Source organism: Jutongia huaianensis (assembly GCF_014384985.1).
GTDB lineage: Bacteria > Bacillota > Clostridia > Lachnospirales > Lachnospiraceae > Jutongia > Jutongia huaianensis.
The window spans coordinates 77921-91160 of record NZ_JACRSX010000001.1 but is presented as its reverse complement, the minus strand read 5'-3'; the positions used below and the strand labels follow the sequence as shown (position 1 = coordinate 91160).

At 46.0% G+C, this 13240-nt stretch carries 13 protein-coding genes; 9 read left to right on the top strand and 4 right to left on the bottom strand.

All coding sequences use genetic code 11. The features are described from left to right. Positions 1 to 79 precede the first annotated feature (79 nt). The 4 genes from purB to cysK all read left to right on the top strand — a co-directional run bounded on the left by purB (position 80) and on the right by cysK (position 5277). The gene (purB, locus tag H8704_RS00410; RefSeq protein WP_022464863.1) at positions 80 to 1534 is read left to right on the top strand and encodes an adenylosuccinate lyase; all 1455 of its coding nucleotides are present in this window, start codon (positions 80 to 82) and stop codon (positions 1532 to 1534) included. Between the two features lie 129 nt (positions 1535 to 1663). Further along, a complete protein-coding gene (locus H8704_RS00405) occupies positions 1664 to 2941 on the top strand; it encodes an adenylosuccinate synthase (protein WP_118678042.1) in 1278 nt (425 codons plus the stop codon). A gap of 97 nt (positions 2942 to 3038) precedes the next feature. Next, on the top strand, positions 3039 to 3539 hold the full coding sequence (locus tag H8704_RS00400) for a GreA/GreB family elongation factor (RefSeq protein ID WP_249296874.1): 501 nt from the start codon (positions 3039 to 3041) through the stop codon (positions 3537 to 3539). Between the two features lie 802 nt (positions 3540 to 4341). Beyond that, positions 4342 to 5277 carry a cysteine synthase A gene (cysK, locus tag H8704_RS00395; protein ID WP_022464860.1) on the top strand — a complete coding sequence of 312 codons (936 nt, stop codon included), beginning with the start codon at positions 4342 to 4344 and terminating at the stop codon, positions 5275 to 5277. A gap of 110 nt (positions 5278 to 5387) precedes the next feature. On the opposite strand, the gene H8704_RS00390 is transcribed toward cysK, so the two are convergent. The 4 genes from H8704_RS00390 to H8704_RS00375 all read right to left on the bottom strand — a co-directional run bounded on the left by H8704_RS00390 (position 5388) and on the right by H8704_RS00375 (position 9770). Next, positions 5388 to 5636 (bottom strand): hypothetical protein, encoded by a 249-nt coding sequence (locus H8704_RS00390; protein WP_118678006.1) that lies wholly within the window; start codon positions 5634 to 5636, stop codon positions 5388 to 5390. A 98-nt stretch (positions 5637 to 5734) separates the two neighbouring features. Continuing rightward, complete coding sequence (locus H8704_RS00385; RefSeq protein WP_249296873.1) at positions 5735 to 6460, bottom strand: YoaK family protein; 726 nt, start codon at positions 6458 to 6460, stop codon at positions 5735 to 5737. 171 nt (positions 6461 to 6631) lie between these two features. Then, entirely contained in the window at positions 6632 to 8161 is a 1530-nt protein-coding gene (gene xylB / locus H8704_RS00380; RefSeq protein WP_249296872.1) for a xylulokinase, read from the bottom strand. Between the two features lie 118 nt (positions 8162 to 8279). Continuing rightward, positions 8280 to 9770 carry an L-fucose/L-arabinose isomerase family protein gene (locus H8704_RS00375; protein WP_249296871.1) on the bottom strand — a complete coding sequence of 497 codons (1491 nt, stop codon included), beginning with the start codon at positions 9768 to 9770 and terminating at the stop codon, positions 8280 to 8282. Positions 9771 to 9979: 209 nt separating this feature from the next. Between H8704_RS00375 and spoIIIAA the strand changes: the two genes are divergently transcribed. From spoIIIAA to H8704_RS00350, 5 genes are read left to right on the top strand one after another with little or no spacing between them, the layout of a single operon-like run. After that, entirely contained in the window at positions 9980 to 10957 is a 978-nt protein-coding gene (gene spoIIIAA, locus H8704_RS00370; RefSeq protein WP_249296870.1) for a stage III sporulation protein AA, read from the top strand. Further along, positions 10954 to 11487 carry a stage III sporulation protein AB gene (locus H8704_RS00365; RefSeq protein ID WP_022464854.1) on the top strand — a complete coding sequence of 178 codons (534 nt, stop codon included), beginning with the start codon at positions 10954 to 10956 and terminating at the stop codon, positions 11485 to 11487. Before spoIIIAA ends, H8704_RS00365 begins: the two co-directional genes overlap by 4 nt. A 20-nt stretch (positions 11488 to 11507) precedes the next feature. Next, positions 11508 to 11702 carry a stage III sporulation protein AC gene (gene spoIIIAC / locus H8704_RS00360; protein ID WP_022464853.1) on the top strand — a complete coding sequence of 65 codons (195 nt, stop codon included), beginning with the start codon at positions 11508 to 11510 and terminating at the stop codon, positions 11700 to 11702. Between the two features lie 33 nt (positions 11703 to 11735). Continuing rightward, a complete protein-coding gene (locus tag H8704_RS00355) occupies positions 11736 to 12128 on the top strand; it encodes a SpoIIIAC/SpoIIIAD family protein (protein ID WP_249296869.1) in 393 nt (130 codons plus the stop codon). 22 nt (positions 12129 to 12150) lie between these two features. Continuing rightward, positions 12151 to 13227: a stage III sporulation protein AE gene (locus tag H8704_RS00350; RefSeq protein ID WP_249296868.1), complete on the top strand. Its 1077-nt coding sequence runs from the start codon at positions 12151 to 12153 to the stop codon at positions 13225 to 13227. Positions 13228 to 13240 lie beyond the last annotated feature (13 nt).

Sequence of the window (13240 nt, the reverse complement as noted above, 5' to 3'; positions counted from 1 at the left end):
TCATTTGTGTCAGCACAAGAGACACTGATACTGAATTATAAAACAAGGTGTGCGAAAAAGCACGGAAATGAGGTTAGATATGAGCAACGACAGATACACAAGTCCACTGTCTGAGAGATACGCCAGCAGAGAAATGCAGTACATATTCTCTCCAGACAAGAAATTCAAAACCTGGAGACGTTTATGGATTGCGCTTGCTGAGGCAGAGAATGAACTTGGTCTTCTGGATGAAAACGGCAATCCTGCTGTCACAAAGGAGCAGATTGAGGAGCTGAAATCCCAGGCTGACAATATCAATTATGATGTTGCTAAGGAGAGAGAGAAGCAGGTACGTCATGATGTAATGTCTCATGTATATGCGTATGGTGTTCAGTGTCCAAAGGCAAAGGGCATCATCCATCTGGGAGCAACCTCCTGCTATGTTGGAGATAATACAGATGTTATCATTATGACAGAGGCGCTTCATCTGATCCGCAATAAGCTGATCAATGTCATTGATGAGCTTTCCAGATTTGCAATGAAGTATAAATCACAGCCGACACTGGCATTTACTCATTTCCAGCCGGCCCAGCCGACTACTGTAGGCAAGAGAGCAACTCTGTGGCTGCAGGAGTTTTTGATGGATCTGGAGGATCTGGATCATGTGATCGATCATATGAAACTTTTAGGATCTAAGGGGACCACCGGTACCCAGGCAAGCTTTATGGAGCTTTTCGATGGGGACGAGGAGAAGGTTAAGAAACTGGATCATATCATTGCCAAGAAAATGGGCTTTAAGGAGTGCTTCCCGGTATCCGGACAGACCTATTCCCGTAAGCTGGATACCAGAGTGGTAAATGTTTTGGCTGGTATCGCTGCAAGTGCACATAAGTTTTCCAATGATATCCGTCTTCTTCAGCATCTGAAGGAGATTGAGGAGCCGTTTGAGAAGAACCAGATCGGTTCCTCTGCAATGGCATATAAGAGAAATCCAATGAGAAGTGAGCGTATTGCCTCTTTGGCACGTTATGTGATGGCAGACGTAACTAATACGATGTTTACCTCGGCGTGTCAGTGGTTTGAGCGTACTCTGGACGATTCTGCCAATAAGCGTATCAGTGTTCCGGAGGGCTTCCTGGCTACAGATGGTATTCTGGATCTGGTGCTCAATGTCGTAGACGGTCTTGTGGTTTATGATAAGGTCATTGAGAAACGTCTGATGTCAGAACTTCCGTTTATGGCCACAGAAAATATCATGATGGATGCGGTCAAGGCAGGCGGAGACAGACAGGAGCTTCATGAAAAGATCCGTCAGCTTTCTATGGAAGCAGGTAAGAATGTTAAACAGGAAGGCAAAGAGAATAATCTTCTGGAGCTGATCGCTGCAGATGATGAATTCCCGATGACGCTGCCGGAGCTGCAGGCATTGATGGAGCCATCAAGATATACAGGACGTTCCGCTTCGCAGGTAGAGGAGTTTATTCAGGAGACTGTCCAGCCGATTCTCGATGAGAATCAGGAGATCCTGGGAATGAAATCAGAAATAAACGTGTAGGAATCAATTTACAGGATCAGTGTTTCGTATGCCGGATTAACGACAGAAAACGCTGATCCATCCCCATGTCATCATAGTACTGCCGGGCATGGGGAATGTAGTCAGGGCAGTGCAGAAATGGGGGCTATTATGGTTACAGCAATCGTTGGAGCAAACTGGGGCGATGAGGGAAAGGGAAAGATCACCGATATGTTAGGTGAGAAGTCCGATATCATCGTACGTTTTCAGGGAGGAAGCAATGCAGGTCATACCATCATCAATGACTATGGCAAATTTGCACTTCATCTTCTTCCATCCGGTGTGTTTTACAATCATACCACAAGCGTGATCGGAAACGGTGTTGCACTTAACATTCCTTACCTGTTTAAAGAGGTAAATTCTCTGGTAGAACAGGGCGTGCCAAAGCCAAAGATCCTTGTGTCTGACAGAGCACAGATCCTGATGCCGTATCATATTTTATTTGACCAGTATGAGGAGGAGCGTCTGGGCAAGAAATCCTTCGGATCTACCAAATCAGGTATTGCACCATTCTATTCTGACAAATATGCAAAGATTGGTATTCAGGTATCCGAGCTGTTCGATGATGACGTCTTAAAGGACAAGATCGCACGGATCTGCGAGCAGAAAAATGTTACTCTGAAATATCTTTATAATAAGCCGGAGTTAGATCCGGACGAGCTTTTAAATACACTTCACGAGTATCGTGATATGGTTGCACCTTATGTCTGTGATGTATCCGCTTATCTTCGTCAGGCAATCAAGGAGGGCAAGGGAATCCTTCTGGAGGGTCAGCTTGGTTCTCTCAAGGATCCGGATCATGGTATTTACCCAATGGTTACTTCTTCTTCTACTCTGGCTGCTTATGGTGCCATCGGAGCAGGAATTCCTCCGTATGAGATCAAGAGAATTGTTACTGTTGTAAAGGCTTACTCCAGTGCAGTTGGTGCCGGTGAGTTCGTCAGTGAGATCCATGACGAGGCAGAGGCTGAGGAGCTTCGGAAACGTGGTGGTGACGGCGGAGAGTACGGTGCAACAACCGGACGTCCACGCCGTATGGGATGGTTCGATGCGGTAGCATCCCGTTATGGCTGTCAGATTCAGGGAGCAACCGAGGTTGCATTGACCGTTCTTGACTGTCTCGGATATCTCAAGGAGATTCCGGTCTGCGTTGGTTACGAGATCGATGGAGAGGTTGTAAAAGACTTCCCTGTAACTGCTAAGCTGGCAAAGGCAAAGCCTGTTTATGAGACACTTCCCGGATGGAACTGTGATATCAGAGGCATTACCGAGTATGATAAGCTGCCGGAAAACTGCCGCCGTTATATCGAATTCATCGAGAAAGAGATCGGTGTGCCGATCACAATGGTATCTAACGGACCAAAGAGAAGCGAGATCATTTATCGCTAATAAAAGATCTGAATATAAAATACAATTCCCATTGACGTAGTTTGTCAATGGGAATTGTATTTTACCGCAACAATCAATAGAAAAGGAGAACGGAATTATGTATGATCGTTTGACAAAGCAGGATGTTGAAAAAATGGAAAAGGAGCTGGAACATCGCAAACTGGTGGTGCGAAAGGAAGCTCTGGAAGACGTGAAAGAGGCAAGGGCCCAAGGAGATCTCAGTGAGAACTTTGAATATAAAGCTGCCAAAAAGGTAAAAAACCGCAATGAAAGCAGGATCCGCTATCTGGAGCGCATGATCAAGACGGCACAGATCGTAGAAGACGATGCCGGAGAAGAAGAATTAGGACTCAATGACACCGTTGTAGTATATGTGCCGGAGGACGACTGTGAGGAAGTATATAAGATTGTCACCACGATCCGGGCAGATGTGATGAACAATATGATCAGCATCGAATCGCCGATGGGAAAATGTCTTCTCAAGCATCGCGTGGGAGACACCGTTACCATCGAACTGGAAAATGGAGTCAAATATGATGTTATCATCCGGGAAATCCGTAAAAGTGATGACGAATCCGAGGAAATCAGCCGTTATTAGAAAGATAACGAAACTCTGCCGCCAAGAATAAAGAATGTCTGAATGCCCATAAGGTCTGCAAACCATAACCAAAGTGATGTATCCCATAATATTTCTTATGTCTCATGACTTTGTAAATGATTTTGCTTTTAGGTATTTGAACTGTCCGGGGGATGTGTCTGAAAATTGTCTTGTCGCCCTACGGTTTTCGAAAAATCTAAATGCTTTGCTGTTTCGATGTTTGATGAACGTGTCTTCCCGTACTCGCCTCAGGGTGGAATTCGGGTGTTTCGAGGGCACTTGCGCTCGCCACTACTTGCATCCTGTTTTATAGGATGCTATGTAGTGCTGCGTAGCGCATTGTAGCGGAAGCGTGCCCACCGAAACAACTGAGTCCACCCTGGAGGCTCAGTCGTCCAGACACGTATTCATCGAAACATTGCAAAGCAAAGATTTTTCAGAAAACCTAGCGATCTGCGTCAATTTTCAGATCACAGCCTCCCGGACGTTTCAACTGTAACAAGCAAAAATCGTAATTTCACTTTCCTGACATAAGAAATATTATGGGATTTTGCGTGATCATTGGGATGGTTTGCAGACCTTATGGGCTGCTCATTCATAAATTTTGTGAGATTTTATAAATTCCTATTGACAGATAGGAATTGAAGGAATATAATACCATTATAAAATCAATTCATACAAACACGCTATGAATAGTATAAATAAAGAAAAACAACTGATTGTCAGGTCTTCAGACGGGAATGTTTCTGAGGCAGAGAGATCAGAGAAGCAGAATGTTCAGAGTATGAAGGAGGATATTATTATGGCAAAGATTAAAGAGAGTGCAGTAGAGCTGATCGGAGGAACACCAATATTAAAAGCAGGCAAATACAGTGCAGCAGCAGGCGTTACAGATGCAACGATCCTGACGAAGCTGGAATATCTGAACCTGACAGGTTCCGTTAAGGATCGTATCAGCCTTGCAATGATCGAGGATGCAGAGAAGAAGGGCATCTTAAAGCCGGGAGCTACCATTATTGAGCCGACATCCGGTAATACAGGAATCGGTCTTGCAGCAGTTGCAACGGCAAAGGGATATCATGCAGTGCTTACCCTGCCGGATACCATGAGTATTGAGCGTCGTACATTATTAAAAGCATATGGAGCAGAGCTTGTATTGACAGAAGGTGCAAAGGGTATGAAGGGTGCCATTGCCAAGGCAGAGGAGTTGCAGGCAAATACACCGGGTTCTGTAATCCTTGGACAGTTTGACAATCCTGCCAATCCGGCAGCACATAAAGCAACCACAGGTCCTGAGATCTGGGAGCAGACCGATGGAAAGGTAGACATTTTCGTAGCAGGTGTAGGTACCGGTGGAACCATTACAGGAATCGGTGAGTATCTCAAGGAGCAGAATCCAAATGTTAAGATTGTTGCCGTAGAGCCAGAGACCAGTCCTGTTCTTTCCGGTGGAGCACCGGGAGCACATAAGATTCAGGGAATCGGTGCAGGTTTCGTGCCAAAGGTATTAAATACAGATGTATATGATGAGATTCTTACAATTGCAAATGATGATGCTTTTGTGGAGGGCAGGAAGTTTGCCCAGAGCGAAGGTATTCTGGTTGGTATTTCTTCCGGAGCAGCACTGAAGGCTGCAACGATTCTGGCTGCACGTCCGGAGAACAAGGGGAAAGTGATCGTAGCACTTCTGCCGGATTCCGGTGACAGATATCTTTCCACCCAGCTTTTTGCTGACTAATAGAAATTGCAAAAATAAATCTGTTCGTAAAAATTAAATCATGGATAAATAAGACGCCGGTCGTACATGGGAATACATGTGCGGCCGGCGTTTTGTTTAGTAAAGATCTTTTATCCTTGAAAACTCTTTGTGACGATCCGCCCCTCTAACTGACTGATGCCAATATCATCAGCCCAAAGCTTGTCGTCCTGGTGGCTGATCAGATTCTGGGCAATACAGCGATGCTTGTCCTCATCGGGCAATGCTTCAAATCGTTTTCGTTCCTCTTCTGTCAGATCATCAAGAAATTCAAGTCCCTCAGCAAGCTGGCGTTTGTTCATATGATTGAAACCTGTTGTGCCATTTTTGGCGTGACTCATACCAATGCTCCTTTCAAAATGAAATAAATATTACTATCGTTTTGTAAATCACCAGGAATAGTATGAGCTGATTTTATAAAATCATACAGAAATATTTTTCAATGTCCATGGGGAATCCGTCCCAGAGCTCCTTTTTCCCGTTTCAGATCTGCATACAGAAGATCAATAAATACGATCATCAGTGGGATCAGTGCAGCGAAGATGGCTTTTCCTAAAAAGAGATTACAAAGTATTGTGGAGAGTACGCCGCCCACCACAAATACCAGCAGCATACAAAGATGCTGTGTCATACGGGGAAGATAAGCGGCATCCCGGTGGCGGATGGCTTTTGTCATGGCAATGGCCACCTGACGCCAGTGGTTAGTACAGAAGGTAGTTGCCATGGGCACACTTCTTGCCTGCCGGAAGGTGTTATACTGCATGGAACAGATGAAATTGATGGCAACTTGGGAAATCTGGACCGGTGCACTTTCCGGCAGAAGCCCCAGAAAGACTACGACGATCATTTCAATCAGAATAAACAGGGTATCCCAGCGTATAAACTGCAGCTTCTTGATGCTGTTTGGCAGAGCTTCTGACAGAACTGCACCGAGAAAATAAGCACTCATAGGAACTAAGAAGTAAAGTGCGTGTTTCCATTGGGCGTTGCCTAATGCCATGGCAAATAAAACAAAGTTTGCTGTTTGGGCGTTGCAGAAGATACCACCACGGATCGAGTAGGTAAATGCACCGAAAAATCCGGCGACTCCCATTAAGACAAAAAAGACATGACGCCGTTCGCAGGTGAGGTATTCGTCCTCTGATATTTTTTCCGTTTCCTTCATAAGATCATTCCTTTTGAAAATTCAATTATAAAATATAAAATCTATTTTAATAGTATAAACACTTTAAAGAGTTGTGTCAAAAAATATGTGAACTCATAAAAACAGCGCAACAGTTATTTGCTGTTGCGCTGAAAAGTTTTATTTGGTATTTTTAATAGATTATCTTACTTTTTACAGATTTGCAAGAGTCTGATAATCGTCCTTCAGATCGGTATACAGCTTCTTGTAAAGCTGATGGAACTTGTCATATTCCTTGGTTGCTGCTGCATCCGGATGACATTCCTTCTCAGGATCTGTATGGATCATCTTACGGCATGCGTCTTCTACACTGTCGTAGATACCGGCACCGACACCGGCAAGGATTGCAACACCGAGAGCCGGTCCCTCAGTAGCGGTTACTGTCTTTACATCACAGCCGAACATATCAGCCATCATCTGACGCTGAACACCGTTCTTTGCTCCACCGCCGCAGGCCATCATTTCGGTAACATTGATCCCCATCTCGCGGATGATATCGTTACAGTCTGTCAGGGAGTAGCTGATACCTTCCATAACGGCACGGGCCATATCTGCAGTGGTATGCATGCTGGAAAGACCGAAGAATACACCACGGCAGTTGGCGTCCAGATGAGGAGTACGTTCACCGTTGAGGTATGGAAGATAGATCAGACGATTTGCGCCGATCGGAGTTTTTAATACATCGGCATTGATCAGGTCAAAGGCACCACAGCCCTGTTCCTTTGCTTTGCGGGCATATTCGGTGCCGATGTTCTCCTGGAACCATGCCAGAGAATAGCCGGCAGCCTGGGTAACACCCATAACATGCCATGCACCCGGTACAGCACAGCAGAAGGTATGAACACGTCCCTTTGGATCGATGGAGATATCACTGGAATGAGCAAATACGACACCGCTGGTACCGATGGTGGTAAATGCTTTTCCGTCCTCTACAACACCGGTTCCTACTGCAGCCGCAGCATTATCCCCGGCACCTCCGACTACAACTGTAGAAGTAGAGAGACCGGTCTTTTCTGCAATCTCAGGAAGGATAGTACCGGTTACCTCCGGTGACTCATATACCTTTGCAAGGAGACTCTTATCAATGTCAAGCTTCTCCAGAACCTCATCAGACCACTGACGCTTCGGTACGTCCAAAAGCTGCATTCCGGAAGCATCTGATACCTCTGTTGCGAACTCACCGGTCAGTATGTAACGGACATAATCCTTTGGAAGGAGAATATGTTTACATTTTGCATAGTTCTCCGGCTCATGATTGCGGACCCAGAGAATTTTGGAGGCAGTAAAGCCTGTCAGAGCAGGGTTTGCGGTGATCTCGATGAGACGCTTTGCACCGACCTTCTCTGTGATCTCCTCACATTCCTTCTCGGTACGCTGGTCGCACCAGATAATAGACGGACGGATCACCTCGCCTGCCTCGTCCAGCATAACAAGACCGTGCATCTGACCGGAAATACCTAAGCCTTTGATATCGTCAGCTGCTACGCCGGAATCCTTTACAACCTTTGCAATGGTCTCAAGAGCAGCATCGCGCCAGTCCTCCGGCTTCTGCTCTGCCCAGCCGTTGTTTGGTGTGTAGAGTGGATAATCCTTGCCTGCAGAGGCAATCACAGTACCTTCCTCATCAAAGAGAACTGTCTTGGTAGAGGAAGTACCTAAATCAATACCAATTAAATAATTCATAGAAAATATCCTTTCTGTTTATGTGATAAAAAGAGCGGCGGCATGTTGCCGCCGCTCTGGCATATAGAAGTCACAGGAAAATTCTGTAAGCTTCTAAAGTGTCAGTTTGATACCTGTTTTATGAGAACGGATTCTCAGTCTTGTAGAGAACACCCTTTGGCTGATTGTAGCCGATTTCCTCAACATCAACACCGATATATTTGAATACCTCATAGAGCTGTTTGCCATAGTGACCGAAAGCAACAGCACCATGATGAGGGAAGTTCTTCTCGATCAGTACATGACGGTAGAAACGACCCATCTCATTGATCGCAAAGATACCGATGGAACCGAAGGAACGTGTTTTCACAGGGAGAACCTCACCGTTTGCGATGTAAGCACGAAGCTTAGCGTCAGCAGTACTCTGCAGACGGAAGAATGTGATATCTCCAGGAATGATATCTCCCTCCAGTGTACCGTTTGTAACCTCTACAGGAAGAGAACGAGCCATGATCATCTGGTTCTTCATCTCGCAGAAGGAAAGCTTGGTAGAAGCGGTATTTCCACAGTGGAAGCCCATGAAGGTATCCTTCTGTGTATAATCGAACTTGCCCTTGATGTCCTCGTTGTAGATATCAGCAGGTACGGTGTTGTTAATGTCCAGAAGAGTTACAGCATCGTTGCTGACAACAGTACCGATGAACTCACTGAGGGTACCATAGATATCAACCTCACAGGAAACAGGAATACCCATCTTGGTAAGACGGCTGTTTACATAGCAAGGAACGCATCCGAACTGTGTCTGGAATGCAGGCCAGCACTTTCCGGCAAGTGCAACGAACTTACGATATCCTCTGTGCTCCTCGATCCAGTCAAGAAGTGTGATCTCATACTGAGCCAGCTTATTTAAGATCTCAGGCTTCTTATTGCCTGCACCGAGCTCAGCCTCCATATCCTTTACTACGTCAGGGATACGTGGATCGTCTGCATGCTTGTTGAACGCTTCGAACAGATCAAGCTCTGAGTTCTCCTCGATCTCAACACCCAGATTGTAGAGCTGCTGGATCGGAGCATTACATGCAAGGAAGTTCAGTGGACGTGGTCCAAAGCTGATGATCTTGAGGTTGTTTAAAGCATATACAGCCTTAGCAATCGGAAGGAACTCATGGATCATATCTGCACATTCCTCAGCAGTACCTACCGGATAATCAGGGATGTAAGCCTTTACATTACGGAGCTTTAAGTTGTAGCTTGCATTGAGCATACCACAGTATGCATCACCTCTGCCCTGAATAAGACCGCCGTTTGCGGAAGTCTCCTCAGCAGCAGCCACGAACATCTTAGGACCGTCGAAATGCTTTGCAAGAAGTGTCTCTGCAATCTCAGGACCGAAGTTTCCAAGGTATACGCAGAGTGCGTTACATCCTGCTTTCTTGATATCCTCCAGAGCCTGTACCATATGGATCTCACTCTCTACGATACAGATCGGACACTCATAGATGTCCTCTGCATCATATTTGTCAGCGTATGCTTTGACAAGGTTTTTTCTTCTTGTTACAGAAAGTGACTCTGGGAAACAGTCTCTACTTACTGCAACAATACCGATTTTCATTTTTGGCATGTTTTCCATTGTTGTTTATCATCCTTTCTTCTCTTTATTTTTCGTGAATAACATTGTATTGGAACAATGTTCCTTGTTGAGGTTTTTTTTCACCTCACATAATTTTATTTTATTACATTTTGATAGGATTTGCAATGAAAGTTTTGGGAACATTTCGTGAATATTTTGGAATATCTGCCTGTCCCATACATATATTGAAAAAGAACGGGGGTGAAGTGATGGGACAGAAAAATGAAGTGCTGCGGGTGATTGCAAGAGAACCCCGGAAATATCTGGAAAAACTCGATATTGATTTTAAACTTCTTCAGGAGATCCGTATCCGGGCAGAGGCACCGTTGATGCTTGTGTATCAGGGACAGGAATATTGTGTGGCAAAAAACGGAACCCTGTGTCACGGAATCGATAATCCACTGATGATTTCCAGACAGGATGTGAAAGAGACTATGGAGAGGATCAGCAATTATTCCATGTATGCTTTTGAGGAAGAGTTAAAACAGGGATTTATTACGATTCAGGGAGGTCACCGTGTGGGGGTGGCAGGAAAAATTGTATTAGAGAAGGAGCAGGTAAAAAATTTGCGTTATATATCGTTTATCAATATCCGTCTGGCACATCAGGTTCTTGGCTGTGGGGATAAGGTTCTTCCCTATCTGGTGGATGGAGACAGTATTTATCATACCCTGATCATTTCACCGCCCCGGTGTGGCAAAACCACCTTGTTGCGGGATCTGATCCGTCAGTTATCCAATGGAGGGAAGGGACGCAGGGGGATTAATGTTGGGGTTGTGGATGAACGGTCTGAGCTGGGAGCCTGTTATCAGGGAAAACCCCAGAACGATCTGGGATACCGCACCGATATTCTGGACTGCTGTCCCAAAAAGGAGGGAATGATGATGCTGGTCCGCTCCATGTCCCCGAAGGTGATCGCAGTGGATGAGATCGGATTCCGGGAGGATGTGGAAGCGTTGGAATATGTAATGAACTGTGGGGTGAAGATTCTGGCAACTGTTCACGGACGCAGTATGGAGGAGATCCGAAAGAAACCGATCCTCGGTGCACTTGTCCGGGAAAGAGTTTTTCAGAGATATGTGCTGCTTTCCTCTCAGGAGATTGGAAGGGTGGAAGCGATTTTTGACGAAAGAGGGACCTATCTGGCATATCCGTCGGTGATGGAGGAAAGGGGGGAGGAAAAGTGAATAAGCTGCAGATCCTGTTAAAGATTACCGGAAGCATAATGGCACTTGCGGGAAGCTGGGGATGTGGAATGTGGCTGGCGGCAAGAAGGCGGAGACGGATCGAACTGCTGCGGGAAATGGAACAGATTCTGATCTTTTTATATGGAGAGATCGAATATGCTGCGGTGGATGTGGCGGAGCTGTTTCAGATCCTGGCAGGGAAGATGTGTTATTTTGGAAGTTTTTTTGAGGAGTTGTGCCGGCAGTTTCAAGGAATTGAGCAGGAAACATTATATGATCTGTGGAAAAAAGCGATTGCCGGGAGCAGGCTTGCCGAAGGGATGGACAAGGAGGATGTGGCTCTGTGGCAGGAGGTTGGAATGCAGCTGGGGACGCTGGAGCGTAAGACACAGCTGCAGACGCTGCAGGTTCTCCGGGAACGGCTGCACAGACAGGCTTTGGAGGCAGAAGCAGAATACAAGGCACAGGCGAGAGTATATCGGTTGACAGGGGTCACCGGAGGAATCTTTATGGTTATATTACTATTATAAGACGGGAAAGGCGGGAAGGCATGAGCATAAACTTGATTTTTCGGATCGCAGCGGTGGGAATTCTTGTTTCCGTGATGGGACAGATCTTAAAGCATGCGGGGAGGGAGGAACAGGCATTTCTCGTGAGTCTGTCCGGACTGATCCTGGTGCTTTTATGGGTGATCCCATATATATTGGAGCTGTTTCGTTCCATACAGGAATTGTTTTCCTTGTGATGTGATCCGGCAGAAAAGAACAGGAGAAGGGATATGGAAAAGGTTGTTATGATTGGCATTATGTCAGTCCTGCTGGCAATTCCCCTGAAAAAGGATAAACCGGAGTTTAGTATGCTTATCATTCTGACGGCATGTATGCTGATCAGCTCGCTGGCCGTATGGAGGATACGGGATCTGCTCCGTTATCTGAAAACACTTCAGGAATATCTGGGCAGTGGAAGTATTTATATTAAGGTCTTATTTAAAATGATCGCCGTCACTTATATGGCGGAGCTTGGAGCGAACCTCTGCAGAGATGCCGGATATGGGGCAGTGGCAGGACAGATTGAATTTTTTGGTAAATTAATGCTGCTGGCAGTCAGTCTGCCGGTATTATCTGCTTTGTTTGAAGTATTGCTGCAATTTGTTCCGGGAGGGGTCGGATAAACAGAAAAGAAGGGGGAATCGGATGAGTACATATGGAAGCACAGAGACAGGGCTGTATGACAGTCTGATGGACGAGTTATCCTATGACCAGATCCAACAGATGCTGGACCAGATCATGGGAGAGAACAGCTTTTCTTTTTCGGAAATGGTTCGAAGTCTGATGCATAGTGGGAAGGCGGATACCCTGGACAATATCTCCACAATGATGTGGGAGATTGCAGCGTCAGCCTTTTCACAGGATCGGAAGCTGTTTGTTTCAATTCTTGCCATTGCGCTGGTGGGGGCGGTATTTTCAAACTTTTCCAAAATACTGCAGGGCAGGGAGGTCGCAAAGACAGCCTTTTATATTGTATATATGTTATTTTTTGTTACATTATCCTCATCGTTTTTGCAGATTGCCTGGCTGGCAGGAAATACTCTGGAAAATCTGCTGACATTTGTAAAGGTAATGATACCGGCATTTTTTATCAGTCTTTCCTTTACACAGGGAGGTGTAGCTGCCGGGGCTTATTATGAATTTGCCCTGACAATGATCATGGTCGTTAACTGGCTGCTGGCGGGACTTGCATTGCCGGCGATCCATCTGTATTTTTTTCTGCAGGTGGTCAATCAGCTTTCAGAGCAGGATATGTTCTCCAAAATGGCGGAACTGATCCGGGACGGTGTGCGGTTTGGGGTAAAAGCCGTGTTTGGGCTGATGATGGGAATGAATGTCATACAGGGGCTTATTATACCGGTGAGTGCAGAAGTGAAAAATATGGCAGTGGTCCGGATGGGAGGAGCACTGCCGGGAGTAGGAGGTTCTGTCAGCTCGGTGCTCCAGACGGTACTTTGTGCGGGAAAGCTGGTAAAAAATGCAGTGGGAGTGGCCGGTGTGATCGCCGTGTTCTTTGTGTGTGCCGTACCCTTGCTGCAAATGGTGGTCAGTCGTATCCTATTGCAGCTTGCGGCGGCTGTGCTGCAGCCGGTTTCTGATAGAAGGCTGATCCGGGGCCTGGGAGGTGCGGTAAAGGCAGTGGATCTCTATATCTATACGGTGGGAGTGGGAGCCTTGCTATTTATCTCTTCGATCGCAGTGATCAGTGCTTTTACGACGTGACGATCGAATATTA